This window comes from Bradyrhizobium sp. LB14.3 (genome assembly GCF_040547985.1).
Lineage (GTDB): Bacteria > Pseudomonadota > Alphaproteobacteria > Rhizobiales > Xanthobacteraceae > Bradyrhizobium.
This window is the reverse complement of record NZ_JBEPQT010000003.1, coordinates 206,680-229,218: the sequence shown is the minus strand read 5'-3', so window position 1 is coordinate 229,218 and position 22,539 is coordinate 206,680. Positions and strand designations below refer to the sequence as shown.

The window sequence follows — 22,539 nt, the reverse complement described above, 5'->3', positions numbered from 1 at the left end:
GCGCGGCCAGCCATCCCCCAATGGCTGGCCGCAACTTTTTTTGGGGATGTCGTTTCGTTCAATCCTGCTGCGTCTGCCGCGACCAGGGCACGCGCGCGGCGGTGAAATCGCGCCACGTGCTTTGCAGAGCGGGCTGCACCCCGACCGACGCACGCGCCTGCCAGCCCGCGATCGCCGCCACGGCGGTGGCGCTGTCAGGCTCGGCACCGAGCCCTTCGAGCAATGACGCCGTGAGCGCCATGTCATTGAAGGCGCCGAGCTGCTCCTGCAAGCCGGCGAGCCTGCGCGAGAATTTTCGCGCGGATTTGCGGTCCTCGTAGAGCGGCAGCAGGAACTCGCTGAGATAGCGCAGCCGCTTGGTCGCGAGCCGCACCCGGTGCAGATCTTCCGCCGCAAGCGACTTGAAGCGGCGGCCGCGCTTGAGCAGCTTCGCATGTTGCTCCGACAGAATGCGCTGCGCGAAGTTGACGGCGGGCTCGGCGAGCCGGCCGGGGTCTTCGGCGGCGACGTCGTTGCGCCAGCCCCGCGTCTCGATCCAGTTTCCGAGGCCGATCAGGAACGCGGTGCAGCGGCGATCGTCAAGCGCGTGATGTGCCTTGCGATAGGCGTCGGACCGACGCGCGGCCGCAGCCCGGCCCAGCGCATCGAAGCCTGCGACCGACGGACAGGCCTTTGCGATCGTCGGCAAGGTCTCGAGCCGGAACACGTCCCAGTCACGCGCGGCGGAGAGGTCTTGCGCCAGCCATCTGGCTTCCGACCGTAGCGCATCGAGATTGCTGAGCGCGCCGACCGATCGCATCAGGTCCAGTGCCGATCGAAGCCTGCGCAGCGAGACGCGAAGCTGATGCACCCCTTCCGGATTGCGACCGTCCTCGGCCGCGGGCAGCGATTGAAGCAAATGGAGGAAGCAGGAGCGCAGGATCGCCGCGAACGCCTCGTCGAGCGTAACCGACGCATCGAGGCGAAGTTTTCGCGGACGTCGCGCCGAGGGCGGTTTGTCGGCGGCAAGATCGAAGCCGCGCGCCGATTTGGTGCGGACCGACGGCTTCACCGCCCCGTGCTCGGCAAGCCGCAATGCGATCTCGTAGATCGCGGTCGCGCTGCCGCTCTTCAGCTCAAGTTCGATCTCGCTCACCGGTAACGTCCGGTCGCCGGCCGTGAGGACGCCCCGGTCAAACGCGACTTCGACCGTGCCGGACGGCAGGTCAACCATCCGCGCATGACGACGAACGTCGGCCGTGAACACCGCTTCGAGCGGCTGCGCTTCGAGATGGCTGCGAAGCTTCTCCGCAATGAAGGGCATCGCCAGAGCCAGGTCGGGTGCAAGCGACGACACCCTCGCCTCCCACTCGCCGCGGCGCAGTGGATCATCCACCGCATCGGTTTTCACGGTTTGCACGAAGCGTGCGCCGCTCTGACGAACGCGCAAGCTCAAGCCGTTGCAACGCAGCGTCCGCTCCGGCGTGTCATAATAGACAGACTTGAGATGTTTGCGCGCGCCCTTGTTACGCGCGTTCGCCGCGATGACCGGCGTAGCGTTGAAATGCGCCATGCGATCGGCATCGACGAGAAGCTTGAGCTCGATTTCACCGGCGGGCCGCGCGGCGGCGTTCGACTGGGTTGGCCCGGGTGCGGGCGTCGCCTCTTGCGATGGCGTCTGGTCGATCACAGCGCCCTCGACGATCCCTGGTTCCGCGCCGGGTTCACGCTGCCTGAAGAAGCCGGCGGCGACCTGCATTCTCTTGTCGTCTTTCGAGACAGGATTCCCGTCCGGCGCGCTCGAAGTCTTGCAAGCCGGCTTAGCGTCTGATTGAGCATTTCCGGTGACATGACAGTTCAATGACAGAGCGCCATTCTATAGCCGGTACCGTCCGCAAGGAATAGTCACGTTACGCCGCAGCGTGTGGCCGTCGACACGATGTCACGCGCAAAAATCGGGCAACGCCTGTCACAATCCGGGGTAATGATGCGAATTAAATTGCTGCACTGCGCGTGCGCGTCAGCGCGCCAGACTGTTCTTGTAGATCCTGCCGCCCTTCATGATCAGCACAAAATTCTTCGCGGGATCTTCGACGAGATGGATGTTGTCGAGCGGATTGCCGTCGACCAGCAAGAGATCGGCAAGCGCGCCCTCCTCCACCACGCCGAGCTTACCTGGGTAAGGATTGCGCAGGCCTGACAGATTCAGCAGCTCCGCATTGGTCGACGTCGCCATCGCCAGCGCTTCGGCCGGTGTGTACCAGCGCGTCAACGCGGCCAACATCGAGCCCTGCTTGTCCGCCAAAGCCTTCGAGAACAGCACGTCAGTGCCGAACGCGGTCTTGATGCCGTACTTCTTCGCCAGCGCGTAGACGCGATCGGTGCCGGCAACCACCTGCCGCATCTTGTCCTGCTCTGCTGGCCCCAACCCCGCCGCCGCGGAGAGGTCGAGGAATGGCTGCGTGCTGAGCCAGATCCCCTTCTCCGCGATCAGCTTCGCGCTCGCCTCGTCCATGAGGTGACCGTGCTCGATGCATCTCACGCCGGCTGCGATCGAGCGCTGGATCGCGACCGGCGTGTAGGCGTGGGTGGCGACATAGGTGCCCCAATTGTCGGCGGCCTCGACGGCGGCGCGCAGCTCGGGCTCGGTGAAGGTGGAGACATCGAGCGGGCTGAAGGGCGACGCGACGCCGCCGCCTGCCGTGAGCTTGACCTGCGAAGCACCCTGCATGAGCTGCTCGCGCGCGCGCACGCGCACCTCGTCTGGACTGTCGGCGACCATGCTGCCGCCGATCCGCTCCATGCGGCTGAGCATGCCGCCGATGGTGCGCGGCAGATCGGAGAGCTGGCGGAAATCGCCATGACCGCTGGTGATGGTGATGATGGCGCCCGAGGGATAGATGCGGGGACCGGCGACAAGATCCTCGTCGATGGCCTGCTTGAGGCCGAAGCTCGGCCCGCCCATGTCGCGCACGGTGGTGAAGCCGCGCATCAGCGTCGCGGTCGCCTCGCTGGCCGCAAGCAGGTTGTTGTAGCCGATATCGCCTGCGAGCGCGGCCATCGGCGTCGGGCGCACCAGCATCGTGTGCCAATGCGCATCGATCAGCCCCGGCATCAGCACGCGGCCGCCGCCGTCGATCACCTGACCGGTGGCTGCGATGTCGGCAGTCGATATCTTCTCGATCTTCCTGTCCCTGACCAGAACATTGGACGCAACCGAGAGCGTCGCGTTCTTTCCGTCGAAAATCCTGACGTTACGGAACAGGACGGCAGCGTCCTGCTGGGCCGCCGCAGGCGACGCATTGCAGAGAAGCACTGCAAGCAGCATCGCGAGCCCGCCCCGCACTTTCAATCCCGGCATGATCTCCCGCTCCAGAACCCAACCGCGCGATGGTAGTTGATGCCTCGTGCCCGGTGGAGTCAATTTGCAACCCTAGAGAGATTCTGCAGTTCAGCCATCCAGCTGCGGCAAAGGTGCACCGCGAACTTTACTCGGGAAGATCAGGAAACTGAGTAAGCGCGGCTGTCTCACATACATCGAACTCAAATCAAATGCAGACGCTGCAAAAGTCCACGATCAACGCCAGATTGCAATTTGCGCATTCGAGAGTACCATCGTGCCGGCCTGCTCGACTGGGGAGAGAAGTAACAGGGGCCGCGAGCGCAGGCGCGAAATGACGAGGCGCAACATGGTGGCACAAACAACTGACGGACACGTCATGCTGGTCAAGAAACTCGGCGGACTCCTCGCAATTATCATCGGATGTCTGCTGACGGGGATCGGCGTGACCTTCGAATACGGCGGCACGACGTTCGCCGGCGTTCTCTTCCTGATCCTCGGCGCGATCCTGCTCGTGCTGAAGATCATGAAGCGCAACGAAGGGTCTTCGCTGCCGTAGCCAAACGATGCGGTTCGTTAGGGGCCCAGCACGTCCGCGAGCCGCAACTCGTCCGCGGCGGGATCTTTCAGAAACAGCTCGGCCTCGATCTCGTTCAGATGCGACAACATCTGCGCGCGGGCGGCCGCTCTGTCGCGTTTGCGGATCGCGGCGACGATACCGGCGTGATGATCAGTGCCGCAGGCCGGCGTGTCGTGGCGGCGGTAAAGCAGGATGATGAGCGAGGAGCGCGCGATCAGCTCCTTCAGGAAACCGAGATAGATGCTGTGACCACTCATCTCGGCGACGAGGCGATGAAAGTCGCCGGAGAGCCGGACCGAGGCGCGCGCGTCGCCGCGTGATTCCGCCTCGCGTTCCTCGGCAAGATGCCGCTGGAGACGATCGATCCAAGCCGGTGACACCGCGTCAACGGCGTGATCGACGATCGTCGGCTCGACCAGGCGGCGCGCCTCGAACACTTCGCGGGCATCCGCAGGCGTCGGGCGTGCGATGAAGGCGCCGCGGTTCTTCTCGATGTTGACGATGCCCTCATGCGCGAGTTGCTGGAGCGCGGTGCGAACCAGCGTGCGGCTTGAGCCGTAGATCTCGCCGATCTCGTCCTCGCCGAGCTTTGTGCCCGGCAGCAGACGATGCTCGAGGATCGCCGCGGTCACGCCTTCCCGGATGCGGCTGACGCGATCGTTCGCATCTGGCGCGTCGGATTTCGGTCGGGACTTGGCGGCCATGGGTGTGAGGACTCGATCGGCAACGTTCGGCCTCGAATGGTAGTCGACGAGCTGTATCCAATCACAGGCGAAACTTTATACAATCCGCGCCTGTTTTGTGTGCACGCAATTGCGAAAGCAGCGAGCCGACCGGACGCACGAGATTCGATCTAACGATCTGACTCCGCTGCACTGTTTTGCAATTCGGCCAGCCAAGGACGATTCAAGGGCGATTGGCACGGACCTTGCGGAGAGAGGCGAAGCATCGCCCTCTCCCCGGACACGCCATGGCCACTCCCGCCGCTCTCGAACTGGTCGCCGTCACCAAGCGTTACGACACGACGCTGGCGGTCGACACCGTCAATCTGAAGATCCCGGCAGGCACCTATTGCTGCCTGCTCGGCCCCTCCGGCTGCGGCAAGACTTCGACCTTGCGCATGATCGCGGGCCACGAGGCGGTCAGCGAAGGCGACATCATCCTTGGCCCGCAAAACGTCACCGGCCTCACGCCCGCCAAGCGCGGTACAGCGATGATGTTCCAGTCCTACGCGCTGTTTCCGCACCTGACCGTGCTCGACAATGTTGCGTTTGCCCTGAAAATGCGCGGCGTCGACCGCGCTATCAGGCACAAGCGTGCCGGCGAACTGCTCGAGCTGGTCGCAATGAGCCCCTATGCCGGCCGACTGCCGGCCCAGCTCTCCGGCGGCCAGCAGCAGCGCGTGGCGCTCGCCCGCGCGCTGATCACCGAGCCGCAGATCCTCTTGCTCGACGAGCCGCTCTCCGCGCTCGATCCGTTCCTGCGGGTCAGGATGCGCGGCGAGCTGAAGCGGCTGCAGCGCGAGCTCGGCATCAGTTTCATCCAGGTCACCCACGGCCAGGAAGAGGCAATGGCGCTTGCCGACCACATCGTGGTGATGAACCAGGGCAAGATCGAGCAGCAGGGCTCGGCCCGCGACATCTTCCATCACCCCAGCACCGAATTCGTGGCGCGCTTCATCGGTGGCCACAACGTCCTCAGCGACGCCGGCAAACTCATCGCCGTGCGCGCCGATCAGCTCGGCATCACGCCGTTCGTTGAGGGTGCGTTCGGCGCACCGGCGCTGCTGACCCAGACCGAGTACCAGGGCTCCTATGTCGCCGTCTCGCTTACGCTCGACGACGGCACTGCCTTGTTCGCCCACGTTCCCGAGACCGTGTTCGACGCCCGCCCTTTGCGTCCGGGCGATCGCGTGCTGGTCACCTGGGATCCCGCCAAGGCGCAACGCCTGCAATAGCGTCCATCGATCGAAAAAATGCGCAACAGAGGAGTGACTGGTATGACCGAGACGACCAAAAAGACCGGCGTCAGCCGCCGCACGCTATTGAAGAGCACCGCTGGTCTCGCCGGCCTTGCCGCCGGCTCCGGCGCCATCACCGGCTTCCCCTACGTGATGTCGGCCGAGCCGAAGGTGCTGCGCTATCTCGGCACCGCCGTGAACGAGGGCGACGACATCTCCAAGCAGTGCCTGAAGGACACCGGCATCAAGATCGAATACATCACCGCGACCACCGACGACGTCACCAAGCGCGTGATGACCCAGCCGAACTCCTTCGACGTGCTGGACACCGAATATTTCTCGCTGAAGAAGATCGTGCCGTCGGGCAACATCCTTGCCCTCGATTCCAGGAAGATCAAGGAATTCGACAACATCACGCCCGTCTTCACCAAGGGCCAGACGCCCGGCGGCAAGAAGATCGGCGGCCAGGGCACCGCGCCCTGGAAGGTGCTGTATCTCGAAGGCAAGGACTCCAAGAAGTTCGCGACGTCGGCGACCGAATTCGTCACGCTGATTCCGACCGTCTACAACGCCGACACGCTCGGCGTCCGTCCCGACTTGATCAAGCGGCCGATCAGCTCGTGGGCCGAGCTGCTCAATCCCGAGTTCAAGGGCAAGGCCTCGATCCTCAACATCCCCTCGATCGGCATCATGGATGCCGCGATGGTCGTGGAAGCCTCCGGCAAATACAAATATGCCGACAAGGGCAACATGACCAAGGAAGAGATCGATCTCACCATGAAGGTGATGATCGAAGCGAAGAAGGCCGGCCAGTTCCGCGCGTTCTGGAAGGACTTCAACGAGAGCGTCAACCTGATGGCGTCGGGCGAGACCGTGATCCAGTCGATGTGGTCGCCGGCGGTGACGAAGGTGCGCTCGATGGGGATCGCCTGCACCTTCCAGCCGCTTAAGGAAGGCTATCGTTCCTGGGCTTCCGGCTTCTGCGTCTCCAAGGGCGTGTCGGGCGCCAAGCTCGAATGGGCCTACGAGTTCGTCAACTGGTTCCTGTCCGGCTATGCCGGCGCCTATCTCAACCGCCAGGGCTATTACTCCGCCGTGCTCTCCACCGCGAAAGCGCATATGGAGCCCTACGAGTGGGCCTACTGGATGGAAGGCAAGGCAGCCGAGAAGGACATCAAGGCGCCCGACGGCTCGCTGCTCGAAAAGGCCGGCGCCGTGCGCGACGGCGGCTCCTACGAGGACCGCATGGGCGGCGTTGCCTGCTGGAACGCGGTGATGGACGAGAACGACTACATGGTCCGCAAGTGGAACGAGTTCATCGCGGCGTAATTTGATGGACACGTCGGAGGACATCCTGCAACAGGCATCCCCGGACCTCGTCCGGGGATCAGGCACAGCGCGCGCCGCGAAAGCGCCGCGCCTGTCGCCATCCTTCGTCTCTTGGCTTCAGGCCGGGCCGATGATGTTGGTGTTTCTCGCCTTCTTCTTGATCCCGCTGGTCTTCGTCGTCATCGTCTCCTTCTGGGACTACAACGAATACCAGTTGCTGCCGGCCTTCTCCGGCCGCGGCTACACCGACACGTTCGAGGGCTGCATCGCGCAGCTCCCCGATCTCTGCACCATCGCCAAGACCTATTTGAAAACGCTGAAGCTGTGCTTCCTGGTCTGGGCAATCGCGCTGTTCATCGGCTTCTGGGTCGCCTATTTCCTGGCCTTCCACGTCAAGTCCAGGACCTGGCAGATGGGATTGTCGCTGCTCTGCACGATCCCGTTCTGGACCTCCAACGTGATCCGCATGATCGCCTGGATCCCGCTGCTCGGGCGCAACGGCCTGGTCAATTCCGGTCTGGTCAAGACCGGTGCGATCAATCAGCCGCTGGAATGGCTGCTATTCTCCGAATTCTCCGTGGTGCTGGCGCTGGTCCACCTCTTCACCTTCTTCATGGTGGTGCCGATCTTCAATTCGATGGTGCGCATCGACAAGTCGCTGATCGAGGCCGCCTATGACGCCGGCGCCACCGGCTTCCAGACGCTCGTCAACGTCATCATCCCGCTGGCCAAACCCGGCATCGTAATCGGCTCGATCTTCGTCATTACCATCGTGATGGGCGACTTCATCACCATCGGCGTGATGGGCGGCCAGCAGATCGCGGCGGCCGGCAAGATCATCGAGACGCGGGTGAACGCGCTGCAATTCCCGGCAGCGGCCGCAAACGCCGTGATCCTGCTCGTCATCACCTTCCTGATCATCACCATGATGTCGCGCATCGTCGACATCAAGAAGGAACTATAGGCGATGAAGGAGGGACGCCCGCGCAGCTTCTACGTGCTCGCGATCTTCTTCGCGGCCTACACGCTGTTCCTCTACGGCCCGATGATCGCGATCTACGTCCTGTCGTTCCAGGGGCCGCAGGGCGGCCTCACCTTCCCGATGAACGGCGTCTCGACCTTCTGGATCGCAAAACTGTTCCAGGGAACCGGCATCGTCGATCTCGGCGCGGCCTTTCGCCGTTCGCTGCTGCTTGGCATCATCGTGATGATCGTTACCGTCGTGCTGTCGGTTGCTGCCGGCATGGCGTTCCGCAGGAAGTTCAAGGCGCAAAGCATCTTGTTCTATTCGGCGATCGCGAGCCTCATCGTTCCCTCGATCATCACCTCACTCGGCATCTCGCTTGAATTCCGCATCATCGACGATCTGATCAAGGCGCATTGGAACGAGAACTTCGAGACCTCGATGGGCCTGCTGACCTCGGGCCTCGGCGCACATCTGACCTGGACGCTGCCATTCGGCCTGCTCATCATGTTCGCGATCTTCAACCGCTTTGATCCCCGGCTCGAAGAAGCCGCACGCGACCTCGGTGCGACGCCGTGGCAGGCCTTCCGTCATGTCGTGCTGCCGATCATCCTGCCGTCGGTGATCGGCATCGGCCTGTTCGGATTCACGCTGTCCTGGGACGAGTTGGCGCGCTCGAGTCAGGCGATCGGCGCGGTGAATACATTGCCGCTCGATCTCCAGGGCCTTACCACGACGGTGACGAACCCGGATATCTATGCGCTCGGCACCATCATCTCCGCGGTGTCTTTTGCGGTGATCACGCTTGCGCTCGGCACCATCCACATGCTCAACAAGCGGCAGGCGGCGAAGGGCTCGGACGCCGGCAAGGGACTTGTCTGATGCGGCTTCACGTCGTCAATCCCAACACTACGGCGTCGATGACGACGAAGATCGCCGCTGCCGCGCGCGCGATCGCCCTGCCCGACACATTGATCGATGCGCGCCAGCCGGCGATGGGCCCGGTCTCGATCGAGGGATTTTACGACGAGGCCTTTGCGGTGCCCGGCATGCTCGGCTGCATCCGCGACGCCGATCGCGACGGCGCGGACGCCCACATCATCGCCTGCTTCGACGACACCGGCCTCGACGCCGCGCGCGCGATCGCGACGGCACCGGTGATCGGCATTGGCGAAGCGGGCTTCCACATGGCGAGCCTGATCGCCGCGCGCTTCGCCGTGGTCACGACGCTCGGTGTCTCCATCGTGCCGATCGAGCATAATCTTAAGAGGTACGGTCTCATCGAGCGCTGTGCCCGCGTCCGCGCTGCCGAGGTGCCGGTGCTCGCGCTTGAGGAGCGCAATACTGATGCGCTCGCAAAAATCTCCGCGGAGATCACAGCCGCGATCCGCGACGACCGCGCGGAGGCCATCGTGCTCGGTTGCGCCGGCATGGCCGATCTCGCTGCAGAACTCGCCGCCACGCACGGCCTGCCCGTGATCGACGGCGTCGCCGCCGCAGTGACCTTGGCGGAATCACTGGTGCGCCTGGGGCTGAAGACCTCCCGGCTCGGGCCCTACGCGGCGCCGCGATCGAAGCCTTATTCCGGGCCGTTTTCGCCGTTTCAGCCCTGATCCCTACCCTGATGAGACCTTCGGAGGTCTCAAGGCCTGTGTTTGCTGGCTTTTTTTGCTCTTAGCCTCTTTTTGGTCCCATTCCTTGCCGAAACGTAACGCTTTCGGGACACCCCGGTGACCTCAGGGTTGCCGGTTTTCGCCAGTCACCAAGTTTCAATTTGGGTTTGTCAGCGATGATCGATCTCGCAGAGGACGCACCGCCCAACCCCCTTCTTCGTCTCGGTGCCCAGCCCATCGCGCTGACCGCCGCCGCCCTCTTCCTGCTGATCGCCGGCATGACCTCGATCGCGATCTGGCGCGCCTATACCGGCTCAGCTCCTGAGACCGACCGGGTGGTGGCGTCGCGGCAGCTTCAGGCCCGCACCGCACAGGCCTCCGAGCAGCTGGTCGAGAAGACCAAGGGACTGGAGGCGACCCAGCAGGAATCGATCGACCAACTCCAGGTCGTGCAGGACCAGCTCCAGACGGTGAAGCGGTTGCTCGCATTCCAGCAGGCCGACACCAAGCGCCTGTCCGAGCAGGTCGCAACGCTGAACGAGTCGATCGACGGCCTGCGGCAGTCCTTTGCCAGCGTCCGGACGACCGAGGTGGAGACCCCCTCGGTTACCCGCAGGAAACCGGTGCGGCAGCGCGTCCACGCCAGCGCGCGCAAGCGCTCGCGCGGCTGAGCTGCTCGCGACGCAGCTTTAAATTCTTTGACTTGTGAACTGGATCACATTCGCCAGTATGAATCTGAGCGATGCTAGCCGTTACCGGATGGCGTGAGCCGATTTCAATGTCCGGGGCTGGCAAGGTCGTTGACGGTATACTGCGTCGACGACCTTGTTTTTTGATGGGTACAGCGCCTATTCGCAGACATCCACACGGCGGATACGCCAGCCTGACGGCGTCATGACGCGCTTCCGCACGACGTAGCAGCCGCCATAGCCACCATCGTCGTAGCCGGTACCATAGTAATACGAATTGCCGTAATAGGGTTGGCCGTAGCCGTAATAGCCGCCGTAGTAGCCGGCTCCGGCGATACCCGCCCCGATCGCGATTCCCGGCCAGAAGCCGCCGCCACGCCAGCCGCCGCCATGACCCCAGCCACCGCCATGGCCCCAACCGCCGCCGTGGCCCCAGCCGCCGCCACCGTGACCGAAACCGCCGCGCGCCTGGGCCGCCTCTGGGGCCGACAGCCCGACTATCGCGACGGCCAGCGCCGCCATCATCATCTTGCGTAACATCACTCGATCCTCCGCGTGGACACGCTCCACGCCTCAAAGCAGGACCAAGCTAGCGTCCCTTGGGCATTCCGGACAGCTATACTGCCTCACTTCCGCGCGAGCATCAGCAGCCGCGGCAGATGCTCTTGAGCTTCTTGTCGAGCAGCCGGTTCTCGGTGTTGACGGTGGCATCAGCCTCACCTGCGCCGGTGCCGGTGCCGGTGGTGACGCTGGGCGAACCACCAGATGATTGCGCCGTACCCAGGCTGTTGGTGCCGGGTGGCGAAGCGGGAGAGTTTGAGACACCACCACTACCCGTGCCGGTCGATCCAGCGGAGCCGGTTGCGCCGCCGGTCGCTTGCGCGAACGATACGGCCGGCATCGCCGCAAGGACAAAGATCACGAGGACGGTCCTGAGGAGGACTGTGGACAATCTGGCCATCGGAAATTCTCCTTCGCCGGTCAACGGCCGCAGCCAAGGCCGGTTCCGGAACAAAGGCCGTTGCATCAACTTGAAAGCGGCAAGGCAGGCACGATCATGCCCAAACCAAACGCGTTTGACGCGGCAAAACAGACAGGCGAAATCACGATGACGGATCGCGATCCTCTTGCAGAGGGCGAACGTTCCGCGCGCGAGAACATCCCGGCAGCAGCCAATCCATACCGGGACGGCAGCAACGAGCATGCGTTGTGGGCCGCCGGGCACGAGAAGGTCGCCGGCGCGATCGAAGCGAGCGAGTCCGAGGGAAGCTGACGCGCGGGTGTTTCTACGGTACGAAACCAAATGCCGGCCGCGCACGGCCTGCGTGCATCTCAGCCGATCCGTTTCAGGCCCTTGGCGAACCGAGGACCGTTTGCGGCATAGAATCTGGCTGCGCTCCCCATCTTCTGGACCTGGCTGTCGTCGAGCGTGCGGATCACGCGCGCCGGCGAGCCGATGATCAGGGACCGTTCGGGGAATTCCTTGCCCTCGGTGATGACGGACCCGGCGCCAACGATGCTGTTGCGGCCGATCCTGGCGCCGTTCATCACGATCGAGCCCATGCCGATGAGCGCGCCCTCCTCGATGGTGCAGCCGTGCAGGATGACATTGTGGCCGACCGTGCAGTTGCTGCCGATGACGAGGGGAAAGCCGAGGTCGGTGTGGCAGGTCGAGCCGTCCTGTACGTTGGCACCCTCGCCGATCTCGATCCACTCATTGTCGCCGCGCAGCACGGCACCGAACCAGACGCTCGCACCCGGCTTCAGCCGCACGCGGCCGATCACGGTGGCGGTCTCCGCGATGTAGTAATTGCCGTCGGCGGGAAGGTCGGGCGCCTGCCCGTCGAGCTCGTAGATCGCCATGAGGGTCTCCTGTCACGCTAAGACTGGCATAGCGAAACGGAGGCCTCGACGCAAAGGGCCGCCGCGCCGGCAGCTCTTAAAGCGCGCGCATCAGACCAGAACGCCGGCCGCGCGCAGCGTCATCAGGAAGAAGGTGCCGCTCATCATGCTCCAGAAGCCGGCGATGACGGTCGCCATCATCACGAACTCGACTCGGCGGCTTTCCACCTGCATGCCGCGCAGGGTGTTGCGCATGATGATGAAGGGCGCCGCGAACACCAGGAACGGAACCGCCGCGAAGGTCTTCGGCGCCACGCCGTCCTGCAGCAGGCCGAAGCCGGCAGGCCGCTGTGCGACCGCCTGGTATCCGCTCACGAGTGCGCCCGCGAGCGCAAAACCGATGAAGATGGAGAAGAAAGTGTTGAGAGCTTCAGGTGTCATCGGAACGGTCCGCCTTACGCAACGCCGGAGCCTTCCTGTGACAAATAGGGCTGATTAACGCTACATTATCCTTAAGGGAAGGTTAACGCCGCCGGCCATCCCGCGCAGGCCCCTCTCCCTTTCCCGCAGCCGGCGAACGCTCCGCGAAATCGCCGCCGCGTGGCATATTCGCGGCTGATTCGTCGGCCATCGGCCGACTTCGGACTCATTCGCGCGGCTCATGACGGTGTTTTCGGCAACCTCTCCTCAGTCCCCCCGAACGCGAACCCGGGCGCATGTCGTCCCGATCGTGCTCGGCGGCGCGGCCGCGGTGTGCGCGGTCGCGCTCGTCGCCTATTTGTTGTGGCCGACCTGGGGCAGTAGCGGCGCGAACGCCCCGGACAAGCTGCCGGTGAGCGTCGGCGGTACGCTGTTCAACCTGCCGATGACAGCGATCCGCATGAAGATCCAGCGCCACTCCGGGCCGCAGGAGCGGATCGATCTCGACTTCCTGTACCCTTCGCTGGAACCGCCGGGCGCGCCGAAGCACGTCACCGCCGATAGCGTGGATGCGGCAATGCAGCCGATCGACCGCATCTTCCTGTCGATCGCCGCGCATCGCGATGCGCTCTCGCCCGAGCAGCGTACCGCCACGATATATCCGCGCTATCTCGACCAGGCTGCGGCGATGCCCGCGGACGGGCTGACGATGCGGATGTTCCGCGCCGATACGCCTTACGGCAGCGAGGATTTCTATTCTGCTGCAAGTCCCGTGCTGACCGCGCGCTGTACGCGCGATGCAGCGACGCCCGGCATGTGCCTGTCCGAACGCCGCGTCGGCGGCGCCGACCTCACCTTCCGCTTTCCGCGGAGTTGGCTCTCGCAATGGCGCGATGCGGCGGAAGCGATGGACCGGCTCGCCGCGCAGTTGCGCGGGCCGCGGCTCTAACACTCGTGGTGACGATTATTCCTGATCGACGAGATCGTCCTCGAGGATCGCCATCTGGAACTGGAACGAGCGATCGTCGTCCTCGTCGTCGACGAAGAGCACGCCGATGAATTCCTCGCCGATATAAACCTCGGCGGAATCATCCTTCTTCGGCCGCGGCACGACGCGGATCTTGGAATTGCCGAATACGCGCTTCAAGTACGCGTCGAGCTTCCTAACTTCCTTGACGTCCACGGTAAGTCTCCAATCGAAATCTGGGTTGGCGGGGTTTTAGGACGAGACGCGACCAACCGCCAGCATGAATTGCCAAAGAATTTGGGGACCAAAGGGCCGGAAAATCCGACCCTTCTGACAAGCTCAAAGTCCCGTCTCAGAGTCCCATCTCAGAGTCCCATCTCAAAGCCCCGTCTCAGAGTCCCGTCTCAGAGTCCCATGGCGTTGATCATCTGATCCATGGTGCGCGACGGCTCGGCGCAGCCGGCTTCGCCGACGACCTTGGCGGGCACGCCCGCGACCGTGACGTTGTGCGGCACGGGCTTGACCACGACCGAGCCGGCCGCGATGCGCGCGCAATGGCCGATCTCGATGTTGCCGAGGATTTTTGCGCCGGCGCCGATCAGGACGCCGTGACGGATTTTCGGATGGCGGTCCTCGTTCTCCTTGCCGGTGCCGCCGAGCGTGACGCCGTGCAGGATCGAGACGTCGTCCTCGATCACGGCAGTCTCACCGCAGACGAAGCCGGTGGCGTGGTCGAGGAAGATGCCGCGGCCGATGCGCGCGGCAGGATTGATGTCGGTCTGGAACACCGCAGACGCGCGGCTCTGGAGATAATACGCAAAATCCTTGCGGCCCTTCAGCCAGAGCCAGTGCGCGAGGCGATGGGTCTGGATGGCGTGAAAGCCCTTGAAGTAGAGCAAGGGATCGATGAAGCGCGAGGTCGCGGGGTCGCGGTCGTAGACGGCGACGAGATCGGCGCGGAAGGCGTTGCCGAGATCGGGATCGTCGCGCAGCGCCTCGTCATAGGTCTGGCGCACGAGATCGCCCGACAGCGCGGAGTGATCGAGCCGGTCGGCGACACGATGGATCACGGCATCTTCCAGGCGGCTGTGATGCAGCACCGTCGAATAGATGAAGGTCGCAAGCTCCGGCTCGCGGTGGACGATGTCCTCAGCTTCGCCGCGGATCCGATCCCAGATCGGATCAAGCGTTGCGAGCTTCCCTCCCGGATTGACCTGATGCACTGCCATGGGATCTGTTCTTTCGAATTGGCTAGTTTTGCTGGCTCTATAACACAGTCTAGGCGACAAAGTCCCGACGGGCTTGCCTGAGAGTGAACAGTGCGTTGTCCCGCGAAAGTATGCCAACGCGTTGAATCACAACTACTTATTCTGACGCCCCAAGCGGCAAGGTCGGCTCAAAATGGTCAGGGTTTCGCCAAATTCAAGCCGGGCGGCGTCAAACTATTGGTGAATTCCGCCTCAACGGTGATTGCGGGCATGGTCCGCGCGAGGACGGAGCGGATTTGACCACCACCACCGATCATTTGCGCGCGGGGGCCGCGGGCTCATTCTGGCTGCGGTTGGCCGCGATGGCCCTGCCGCTCATGATGATCGCACCGGCGTTCTGGAACGGCTATCCGCTGTTGCAGTGGGATACCGGCGGCTATCTGGCGCGCTGGTACGAGGGCTATCTCGTCCCGAGCCGCTCCACCGTGTTCGGCCTCTATCTGCATTATGGCGAGAGTTTTGGTTTCTGGATCAACCTCGCGGTCCAGTCGGTGGCAACGCTGTGGCTGCTGCAGCTCACCTTGCGCGTGCTCGGCCTGATGCAGACGTTCCGCTTCGTCGCGATCAGCCTGCTCTTGATCCTGTCGACCGCGCTGCCCTGGCTTGCCAGCATGCTGCTCACCGACATCTTTGCAGGGCTGTCCGTGCTATCGCTGTTCCTGCTGGTCGTCGCTGGACCGCGGACCTCCGTGCTCGAGAAAATCTCGCTGTTCGTCTTCACCGCCTTTGCTGCCGCGACCCACAGCGCCACGCTCGGCGTGCTGCTCGGGCTCTGCGTCGCCGGCTGGATGGTGCGGCCGTTGCTGGGGCGCCGGCTTCCGATCGCCGGATTGGCTCAAGCGAGTATGACGATCGTCGCCGGCGGCCTGATGCTGGTGTCGGCGAACCATGCCTTGTCGGGCAAATGGGCCTGGACCCCCGGCGGCTACGGCGTCGCGTTCGGCCGCATGATGCAGGACGGCATCGTCGCGCGCTACCTCAACGACCATTGCCCGCGCGAGCGCTACAAGCTCTGTCCCTATCGCAACGAATTGCCGGCGACCGCCGACGAATTCCTGTGGGGCAAGAGCATGTTCAACACGCTCGGCCGCTTCGAAGGCATGAACGACGAGATGGGCACCATCGTCGTGCATTCGCTCACCGACTATCCGGCGTGGCAGGCCGGCGCAGCCTTGAAAGCCATGGGCCAGCAATTGCTGCATGTGGCGACCGGCGAAGGCACCAATGGCTGGATCCCGCACACCTATGGCGTCATCGAGCGCTACATCCCCGCGCAGGTCGCGCAGATGCGCGCGGCGCGCCAGCAGCACTGGGCTGTCAATTTCGACGAAGTCAACTGGCTGCACGTTCCCGTCGCGCTGGCCTCGATGCTGGCGCTGGTCGTGTTGCTCGCGCTTTCGCTCAGGAACCGCCGGCTCGACGATCTGACATTGCTGGCGGCAACCGTCGGGCTGGCACTGCTCGGCAACGCCTTCATCTGCGGCGTGATTTCCGGACCACACGACCGCTATGGCGCGCGGATGGTGTGGGTTGCTACCTTCGTGGTGTTGATGGCACTGGCGCGGCGCTTGAGCAACGACGAACCGGCGGACGAGACCTCAGCTGCGGCGTGACAGGAAATCGAGTACGCCGGTCTTGTAGACCTTGTCGCCGACCGCACGCATGTGATCGCGGTTCGGAATGTCGAGCACTTCCGAACCCGGGATGATGGCACCGAGTGCGCTGGCCGAGCCCGCGACGTCGTCGGTGCTGCCAACCGCGATCAGCACGGGCAAATCGATCCGCGCGGCCTCGTCCTTCGTCATGAGGTCGCGCGTGCCGCGCAGGCAGGCGGCGAGTGCCTTGCGGTCGGAACGGGTTTGGTCTGCAAAAGCACGAAAAGTGCGCCCGACGGGATCGGTGACGTCGTCGAGCGAGGGCGCTTCCAACGCCTTCGCCACGTTCTCGCCGGGCCCGGTGCCCTCGATCAGGCCGCCGATGCCGATGCCGCCGAGGATTGCCGAACGCAGGCGCTGCGGCTCGTTGAGGGAGAGCCAAGCCGTCATCCGTCCACCCATCGAATAGCCCATGAGATCGGCCTGCGGGATGGCGAGATGATCCATCAGCGCGAGCACGTCGCCGCCCATGGTGGGGATCGAGTACTGCGAGGGCTCGTAGAGCTTTGCGCTTTCGCCATGGCCGCGATTGTCGAGCGCAATGACGCGGCGACCGTTTTTGCGCAGCTCCGAGACCCAAGTCGGATAGACCCAGTTCACGTTCTTGCTGGAGGCAAAGCCGTGCACCAGGATGATCGGATCGCCCTCGCCTTCGTCGAGATAGGCGATTTCAACGGCGCCGTTGTGAAAGCTCGGCATCATCAGTTCCGCAATCTTGAGGGGAAGAAGTCGATCTTAGGCCGTGACGGCAGCGCTTGCCAGAGCGGCTTCGGCTGCGATTTGGGCCCGGCGAAGTCGCCGCGTCCGTCTGCGATCGCACCAGGCCTGGGTCAGGCGCTCCGTCGTCGCCTTGATCGACGACAACAGGCCGAACAGCGTCAGGGCCGCACCAAACAGCCAGAGTGCGAGATTGAACGCGCCGCCGATCAGCAGCAGCGCGCCGCGGCCGAACAGCTTCATGATCGCGCGCGTCTTGCCGCCCTGCGCTTCCGCGAGCCGGGCCGCGCGTGCGACATCCTTGGGGCCTTCGGCGATACGCAAGCTATCCATTGCGCCGCGCGTGCCGGTCTTCTCGACGACACGCGTGACATCCTTGCCGAGCCGAACCAGTGCGCCGGCCTTCTCGGCGCGGAACGCGGTTTTGATCGCGCTCACGGTCTGGCCCGGCCGCAACACCGAGCCGGAGGCGACCGCGTTCTGGAGCATCGGGGTATCGACGACCTCGCGCGCGGACCGGCCGGCCCATGCCGCGAGTCCTTCGCCGAGTCGCCCCACCTTGCGCGCGTCCTTCACCAGCGTCAGCCCGGCGCGCACCGGCGCGGCGCCGCCGACGGAGACGTAGGTCACGGCCGTGACCGCGAGACCAGCGGCCGCAAGGCCCAGCACCAGGCGATCGGTCTCCTCACCCATGGCGAGATGCTTGCCTTCGCGGACGACGTCCCTGATGTCGCCGATCACGAAGAGATCGCCGGCCACGGTTCCCGACAGGCTCGCAACATCGTCCGCGTTGCCGGTGACGAGCCCGGCGGCAAACCGTTTTGCGAAATGCGAGGTGGAATTTTCGTCTTTGACCGCGTCGCTGACGCGGCTCAGGAGGTCGTCAGGCAGCGCGACGTTGCGGTCGCCCGCCAACGCGACAAAACTGTCCGCGAGATCGGCGTCGCCCGATGCGAGCGCGGCCTCGATGTTGTTCTGAATCAGACGATCGTTTTGCCGCAGCAGCGCATCGAGCTTGAGTTCGGAGAGCGCGGCGGGATCCTCCTGGGCGGCCAAAATCGCGCCGGCCTCGCGCGCATGCGGTGCTACCTGCGCGAGCATGAAGCCGCATGCCGCAATACCGGTCAACGCTGTGCTGATTCGCAGCCATTTCATGCGGAAAACCTGGACGGTCCTGAGATCGTTGATGCCTTGACGGTTCGTCTTTCGTCGCAATTGCGCTCGCCCACCGACATAGTATGCCAAAGTTGCGACACAACGTCCCCGACGAAAGAAGGGCTTCTCTCAAGCCGCAAGATTGTGTCGAATTTGCATGAGCAAAACGAGCATGGGGCAATTGCGGACTTTCGGTTCCGCTGGACTAGCAATCATCTTGACCCGCCAGTATGGTCCGCGGCGCCATAATGATGCCGCGTCTGTCGTGATTGTATCTGCTGCCATTGCCACTCCAGGATGAACTACGATGTCCGACCATGTCGTCCCGCACTTCCATAACGATGCCGGTGTCCCCGTCATCGAAATCGGCTCGCAAGAGTTCATGTGCGTGGGCGCCAACCCTCCGTTCGACCATCCGCACGTCTTCCTCGACCTCGGCAACGACAACGAGATCATCTGTCCCTACTGCTCGACGCTGTACCGCTTCGCCGCCGACCTGAAGGCGGGCGAAGCCCGTCCGCCGGAATGCGTCCTGAAGGACAAGGTGGCCTGACCGCTGCCATCGGTCAGGGGTGGCGCTCTCCCGAACCATTGTCATTGCCGGTGCCGGCATAGGTGGACTGACGGCTGCGCTTGCGCTCGCGGCCCGCGGCTTCCGCATCGTCGTGCTGGAAAAGGCCGAGCGGCTCGAGGAAGTCGGCGCCGGTCTGCAACTCTCCCCCAATGCCAGCCGCGTGCTGGTCGAGCTCGGCCTCACCGAGCGGCTCAAGCTGCGCGCCGTGACCCCGGAGGCGGTCTCGATCATGAGCGCGCGGGCCGGCGGCGAACTTTTGCGCATGCCGCTGGGAGAAGCTGCCGCCGCGCGCGCCGGCGCCCCCTATTGGGTGGTGCACCGCGCCGACCTGCAATCCGCCCTCGCCGGCGCAGTCGCCGACCATCCCGATATCGACCTGAAACTCGGCGCGACCTTCGAAGACGTCGCGCCTCACGCCAAGGGGCTGACGGTCGTCCATCGCAGCGGCACGATCCGCCGCAGCGATCTCGCCAGTGCGCTGATCGGCGCCGACGGCATCTGGTCGACGGTGCGCCAGCATCTGTTTCCCGAGGTGCAGCCGCGCTTCTCCGGGTTGATCGCCTGGCGCGGCACGCTCGATGCCACGCAACTGCCGAAGGACTACACCGCGCGCCGGGTCCAGCTCTGGATGGGGCCGAACGCCCATCTCGTCGCCTACCCGATCGCAGGCGGACGCCAGATCAACGTGGTCGCGGTGCTGCCGGGCACTTGGAACAGGCCGGGCTGGAGCACGCCCGGCGATCCCGTCGAGGTGATGGAAGCCTTCGGCGCGCGGCGCTGGCCGCCGGCGGCGCGGATGATGCTCGCCACGGTCGATAGCTGGCGGAAATGGGCGCTGTTCGGCGTGCCTGACGACTGCCCCTGGAGCAAAGGCCCGGTCGCACTGCTCGGCGACGCCGTGCATGCGATGCTGCCGTTTGCGGCCCAGGGCGCCGGCATGGCGATCGAGGATGCCGCCGTGCTCGCGCAGCATTTGACCCTTGAGACCGCCGAGAGCACCGCGGGCATCGCTGCTGCACTGAGACAATACGGCCGTGCGCGCCAGACGCGCGTGTGGCGGGTGCAGCGGACGGCGCGGCAGCAGGGCCGCATCTATCATTTCAGTGGGCCGCTCGCGTTCGCACGCGATCTTGCGATCCGCACGCTCGGCCCCGACCGCATGCTGGCGCGGCAGGACTGGATCTACGACTGGCGTCCCTGATGCGAGCCGCCGTCGGCGCGATGTCTCAGCGCACCGATCTTGCGGATTTCGGGGTAGGCTTGGCGCCAGGCGCGGGCGCGGCGGCCGGTGTCGCCTCGGGCGGCGTTTCCCGGCACTTGTTGCGACGCCAGGCGTCTTCGGCTAGCTGCGCCTGCCCGCGCACCGAGATGTATTCGTTGCGATAGGCGAGCTCTGACACGACGGCGCCGCCGGTGCCCGTCTGCGCCTTGTCCATCAACCTCTGCAAGTCCGCGGTGCGGGTGGCGAGCGTCTTGCGCTCCGACTCGAGCTGCTTGCACTCGTACAATTCGTATTTGGCGGGATCGGCAAAGGCCGGGGCGACCGTCTCGCTCATGCCGGCACAACCAGACAGCGCCAAGCCGGCCGCGACCAGTGCGACGACCATGCAGCACGCGCGCAGGCGATATTGGATCAAAGCTGACATGCCGGATGAATAGTCCCAGTGGATTGAGAATGCCTAAAGCAGCAACAGATGTCCGCATTGAGGCTTTGCCTTGTGCGGCCGGCTCGCTTAAGGAAGAACCGCCCGACCGGCTCACCAGGCGCCAATTCCAGACGGCCGGAAGGGACTTAAGTGTTTGATCTCTTTGGATCAAGCGGGCATGGCGGAATTGGTAGACGCAAGGGACTTAAAATCCCTCGGCGCGCAAGCGCTGTGCCGGTTCGACCCCGGCTGCCCGCACCACGAGAGCTGACGGCGCGAACGTGCAGCAGCATGATCCACAAGATGCACTGATGACGATCTCCCGCATGCAATCCTTCAGCGTGCAGGCGATGACGCAATCATCGGTGCACTCGCAGGTGCCGTTCCGGCTCCGTCTGCCAGCCATCCCGAAACACAGCTTGTGCAATGCAGCATGGCCGTTAGATAAAGCCTCTGAAATCAGAGGTGAGCTTCCTTGTCCGACGTCAATGCCGACGATTGGGTGTCCGCGGGACATCGTCCGATGGGTTTTCCCGAATTCGTCATCGTGATCGCGTCGATCATGGCGCTGAATCCGCTTGCGATGGACATGATGCTGCCGGCGCTGCCCAATATCGGGTCAGCCTTCGATATCCCCGTCGCCAACCATCTTCAGCTGGTGCTGTCGACCTTCCTGATCGGCTTCGGCGCCGGCCAGTTCGTCATGGGCCCATTGTCGGACCGCTTCGGGCGCCGCCCAGTGCTGCTCGGCGGCATGGCGGTCTATGCGGTCGCGAGCGTGCTGGCGGTCGCGGCGCCTTCGTTCGAGACGCTGCTGCTGGCGCGTGCGCTGCAAGGGCTCGGCACCTCGGCAACGCGCGTGATCGCAACCTCGATCGTGCGCGACTGCTATGTCGGCCGCCGGATGGCGAGCGTGATGTCGCTCGCCATGATGGTGTTCATCGCGGTGCCCGTGATCGCGCCCTCGTTCGGTCAGGCGGTTCTGCTGGTGACGGCGTGGCGCGGCATCTTCGTCGTGCTCATGCTCTACGGCCTGCTCGCGCTCGCATGGAGCGTGCTGCGACTGCCTGAAACCCTTCCCGAGTCCGAACGCAGATCGCTGGCGCCTGCCGACGTGCTCTCGGCGTTCCGGCAGACTGTGACCAACCGCCAGACCATCGGCTATGCGACGGCTGCCGGCAGCGTCATAGGCGCGCTGTTTGCCTATGTCTTCTCGGCCCAGCAGGTCTTCACCGGCATCTATCACCTCGGCCATTACTTCCCGATCGCCTTCGCTGCGATCGCGGCCGGTACGGCCATTGCCGGCTTCCTCAATGCAAAGCTGGTCGGGACCCTCGGCATGCGCGTGATCTCGCACGGCGCGCTGACGCTTTACACCGCGGTCGCGGCTGTGATGCTGCTGACGGAAAGCCTCGGCATGCTGCCGCTTCCCGTGTTCATGGTGCTCTCGGCGCTGATGATGTTCTCGTTCGGAATGATGGTCGCCAACTTCACCGCACTCGCCATGGAGCCGCAGGGCCACATCGCCGGCACGGCGTCCTCGCTCTACGGCTCGATCACGACGTTGATCGGCATCGTCGTCGGCATGGCGATCGGACAAAGTTTCGACGGCACGCTGATGCCGTTCTCGGTCGGCTTCTTCGTGTCGTCGCTCGCAGCTCTCGCGATCGTGCTGGTGGTGGAAAAGGGACGGCTGTTTAAGCCGCATCATCTCTCTATCGCGTGAGGAACTTCGCGGCGTTCTCGATGTTGTACTGCAGCAATTTGAAAGGCTGCTCCATGGAACCGGAACACCGTAAAGATCACGATGCCGCGGAACAAGCCAAGACGGAACGCACGCC

At 64.1% G+C, this 22,539-nt stretch carries 25 protein-coding genes and 1 tRNA gene; 14 read left to right on the top strand and 12 right to left on the bottom strand.

All coding sequences use genetic code 11. The features are described from left to right. Positions 1-58 precede the first annotated feature (58 nt). On the bottom strand, positions 59-1,738 hold the full coding sequence (locus ABIB00_RS08345; RefSeq protein ID WP_354104006.1) for a CYTH and CHAD domain-containing protein: 1,680 nt from the start codon (positions 1,736-1,738) through the stop codon (positions 59-61). 261 nt (positions 1,739-1,999) lie between these two features. Then, positions 2,000-3,307 (bottom strand): metal-dependent hydrolase family protein, encoded by a 1,308-nt coding sequence (locus tag ABIB00_RS08340; protein WP_502917799.1) that lies wholly within the window; start codon positions 3,305-3,307, stop codon positions 2,000-2,002. Between the two features lie 361 nt (positions 3,308-3,668). Between ABIB00_RS08340 and ABIB00_RS08335 the strand changes: the two genes are divergently transcribed. Next, the gene (locus ABIB00_RS08335; protein WP_247338804.1) at positions 3,669-3,878 is read left to right on the top strand and encodes an FXYD domain-containing ion transport regulator; all 210 of its coding nucleotides are present in this window, start codon (positions 3,669-3,671) and stop codon (positions 3,876-3,878) included. Positions 3,879-3,895: 17 nt separating this feature from the next. Here the strand turns inward: ABIB00_RS08335 and ABIB00_RS08330 are convergent, their stop codons facing one another. Next, the gene (locus ABIB00_RS08330; RefSeq protein ID WP_354104004.1) at positions 3,896-4,603 is read right to left on the bottom strand and encodes a GntR family transcriptional regulator; all 708 of its coding nucleotides are present in this window, start codon (positions 4,601-4,603) and stop codon (positions 3,896-3,898) included. Positions 4,604-4,869: 266 nt separating this feature from the next. Between ABIB00_RS08330 and ABIB00_RS08325 the strand changes: the two genes are divergently transcribed. The 6 genes from ABIB00_RS08325 (at position 4,870) to ABIB00_RS08300 (ending at position 10,436) form a co-directional block, all read left to right on the top strand. Further along, positions 4,870-5,856 (top strand): ABC transporter ATP-binding protein, encoded by a 987-nt coding sequence (locus ABIB00_RS08325; RefSeq protein ID WP_354104003.1) that lies wholly within the window; start codon positions 4,870-4,872, stop codon positions 5,854-5,856. A 42-nt stretch (positions 5,857-5,898) separates the two neighbouring features. Next, entirely contained in the window at positions 5,899-7,188 is a 1,290-nt protein-coding gene (locus ABIB00_RS08320) for an ABC transporter substrate-binding protein (protein WP_354104002.1), read from the top strand. Between the two features lie 4 nt (positions 7,189-7,192). Then, complete coding sequence (locus ABIB00_RS08315; RefSeq protein WP_354104001.1) at positions 7,193-8,152, top strand: ABC transporter permease; 960 nt, start codon at positions 7,193-7,195, stop codon at positions 8,150-8,152. 3 nt (positions 8,153-8,155) lie between these two features. Further along, positions 8,156-9,034 (top strand): ABC transporter permease, encoded by an 879-nt coding sequence (locus ABIB00_RS08310; protein WP_247338811.1) that lies wholly within the window; start codon positions 8,156-8,158, stop codon positions 9,032-9,034. Then, positions 9,034-9,765 carry an aspartate/glutamate racemase family protein gene (locus ABIB00_RS08305; RefSeq protein ID WP_354104000.1) on the top strand — a complete coding sequence of 244 codons (732 nt, stop codon included), beginning with the start codon at positions 9,034-9,036 and terminating at the stop codon, positions 9,763-9,765. The genes ABIB00_RS08310 and ABIB00_RS08305 overlap by 1 nt, the downstream gene beginning before the upstream one ends. Before the next feature lie 176 nt (positions 9,766-9,941). Beyond that, a complete protein-coding gene (locus ABIB00_RS08300; RefSeq protein ID WP_354103999.1) occupies positions 9,942-10,436 on the top strand; it encodes a hypothetical protein in 495 nt (164 codons plus the stop codon). A gap of 177 nt (positions 10,437-10,613) precedes the next feature. Here ABIB00_RS08300 and ABIB00_RS08295 read toward each other — a convergent pair whose 3' ends face one another. Together ABIB00_RS08295 and ABIB00_RS08290 are read right to left on the bottom strand one after the other, a co-directional pair. Further along, positions 10,614-10,994, bottom strand: a complete 381-nt coding sequence (locus ABIB00_RS08295) for a hypothetical protein (protein ID WP_354103998.1) — start codon at positions 10,992-10,994, stop codon at positions 10,614-10,616. Positions 10,995-11,097: 103 nt separating this feature from the next. Further along, the gene (locus ABIB00_RS08290; protein WP_354103997.1) at positions 11,098-11,415 is read right to left on the bottom strand and encodes a hypothetical protein; all 318 of its coding nucleotides are present in this window, start codon (positions 11,413-11,415) and stop codon (positions 11,098-11,100) included. A 96-nt stretch (positions 11,416-11,511) separates the two neighbouring features. On the opposite strand from ABIB00_RS08290, the gene ABIB00_RS08285 reads away from it, so the two are divergent. Further along, on the top strand, positions 11,512-11,727 hold the full coding sequence (locus ABIB00_RS08285; RefSeq protein WP_354104203.1) for a hypothetical protein: 216 nt from the start codon (positions 11,512-11,514) through the stop codon (positions 11,725-11,727). Positions 11,728-11,786: 59 nt separating this feature from the next. On the opposite strand, the gene ABIB00_RS08280 is transcribed toward ABIB00_RS08285, so the two are convergent. After that, positions 11,787-12,317, bottom strand: a complete 531-nt coding sequence (locus ABIB00_RS08280) for a gamma carbonic anhydrase family protein (RefSeq protein WP_247446455.1) — start codon at positions 12,315-12,317, stop codon at positions 11,787-11,789. Positions 12,318-12,407: 90 nt separating this feature from the next. Then, positions 12,408-12,737 (bottom strand): DUF6949 family protein, encoded by a 330-nt coding sequence (locus ABIB00_RS08275; protein WP_247338823.1) that lies wholly within the window; start codon positions 12,735-12,737, stop codon positions 12,408-12,410. 220 nt (positions 12,738-12,957) lie between these two features. Between ABIB00_RS08275 and ABIB00_RS08270 the strand changes: the two genes are divergently transcribed. After that, the gene (locus ABIB00_RS08270; protein WP_354103996.1) at positions 12,958-13,665 is read left to right on the top strand and encodes a hypothetical protein; all 708 of its coding nucleotides are present in this window, start codon (positions 12,958-12,960) and stop codon (positions 13,663-13,665) included. A gap of 15 nt (positions 13,666-13,680) precedes the next feature. Here the strand turns inward: ABIB00_RS08270 and ABIB00_RS08265 are convergent, their stop codons facing one another. Next, positions 13,681-13,899: a DUF3126 family protein gene (locus ABIB00_RS08265; protein WP_027567779.1), complete on the bottom strand. Its 219-nt coding sequence runs from the start codon at positions 13,897-13,899 to the stop codon at positions 13,681-13,683. A 188-nt stretch (positions 13,900-14,087) separates the two neighbouring features. Beyond that, positions 14,088-14,912 carry a serine O-acetyltransferase gene (cysE, locus tag ABIB00_RS08260; RefSeq protein WP_247338828.1) on the bottom strand — a complete coding sequence of 275 codons (825 nt, stop codon included), beginning with the start codon at positions 14,910-14,912 and terminating at the stop codon, positions 14,088-14,090. Between the two features lie 275 nt (positions 14,913-15,187). Between cysE and ABIB00_RS08255 the strand changes: the two genes are divergently transcribed. Further along, positions 15,188-16,564 (top strand): hypothetical protein, encoded by a 1,377-nt coding sequence (locus ABIB00_RS08255; RefSeq protein WP_354103995.1) that lies wholly within the window; start codon positions 15,188-15,190, stop codon positions 16,562-16,564. Here the strand turns inward: ABIB00_RS08255 and ABIB00_RS08250 are convergent. Beyond that, a complete protein-coding gene (locus ABIB00_RS08250; RefSeq protein ID WP_247338830.1) occupies positions 16,550-17,305 on the bottom strand; it encodes an alpha/beta fold hydrolase in 756 nt (251 codons plus the stop codon). The two genes, ABIB00_RS08255 and ABIB00_RS08250, sit on opposite strands and share 15 nt — an antisense overlap. 36 nt (positions 17,306-17,341) lie before the next feature. After that, a complete protein-coding gene (locus ABIB00_RS08245) occupies positions 17,342-18,478 on the bottom strand; it encodes a hypothetical protein (protein ID WP_354103994.1) in 1,137 nt (378 codons plus the stop codon). 307 nt (positions 18,479-18,785) lie between these two features. Here ABIB00_RS08245 and ABIB00_RS08240 point away from each other — a divergent pair, with 307 nt between their 5' ends. Together ABIB00_RS08240 and ABIB00_RS08235 are read left to right on the top strand one after the other, a co-directional pair. Then, entirely contained in the window at positions 18,786-19,031 is a 246-nt protein-coding gene (locus tag ABIB00_RS08240) for a zinc-finger domain-containing protein (RefSeq protein ID WP_007602543.1), read from the top strand. A 19-nt stretch (positions 19,032-19,050) separates the two neighbouring features. Then, positions 19,051-20,253, top strand: coding sequence for an FAD-dependent monooxygenase (locus ABIB00_RS08235; RefSeq protein WP_354103993.1), 1,203 nt, complete (start codon positions 19,051-19,053; stop codon positions 20,251-20,253). A gap of 25 nt (positions 20,254-20,278) precedes the next feature. Here ABIB00_RS08235 and ABIB00_RS08230 read toward each other — a convergent pair whose 3' ends face one another. Beyond that, positions 20,279-20,698 (bottom strand): twin-arginine translocation pathway signal, encoded by a 420-nt coding sequence (locus ABIB00_RS08230; RefSeq protein ID WP_354103992.1) that lies wholly within the window; start codon positions 20,696-20,698, stop codon positions 20,279-20,281. Between the two features lie 172 nt (positions 20,699-20,870). Between ABIB00_RS08230 and ABIB00_RS08225 the strand changes: the two genes are divergently transcribed. Together ABIB00_RS08225 and ABIB00_RS08220 are read left to right on the top strand one after the other, a co-directional pair. Beyond that, positions 20,871-20,959, top strand: a tRNA-Leu gene (locus tag ABIB00_RS08225). Positions 20,960-21,173: 214 nt separating this feature from the next. Then, positions 21,174-22,424 carry a multidrug effflux MFS transporter gene (locus tag ABIB00_RS08220; RefSeq protein WP_354103991.1) on the top strand — a complete coding sequence of 417 codons (1,251 nt, stop codon included), beginning with the start codon at positions 21,174-21,176 and terminating at the stop codon, positions 22,422-22,424. Positions 22,425-22,539: the final 115 nt, after the last annotated feature.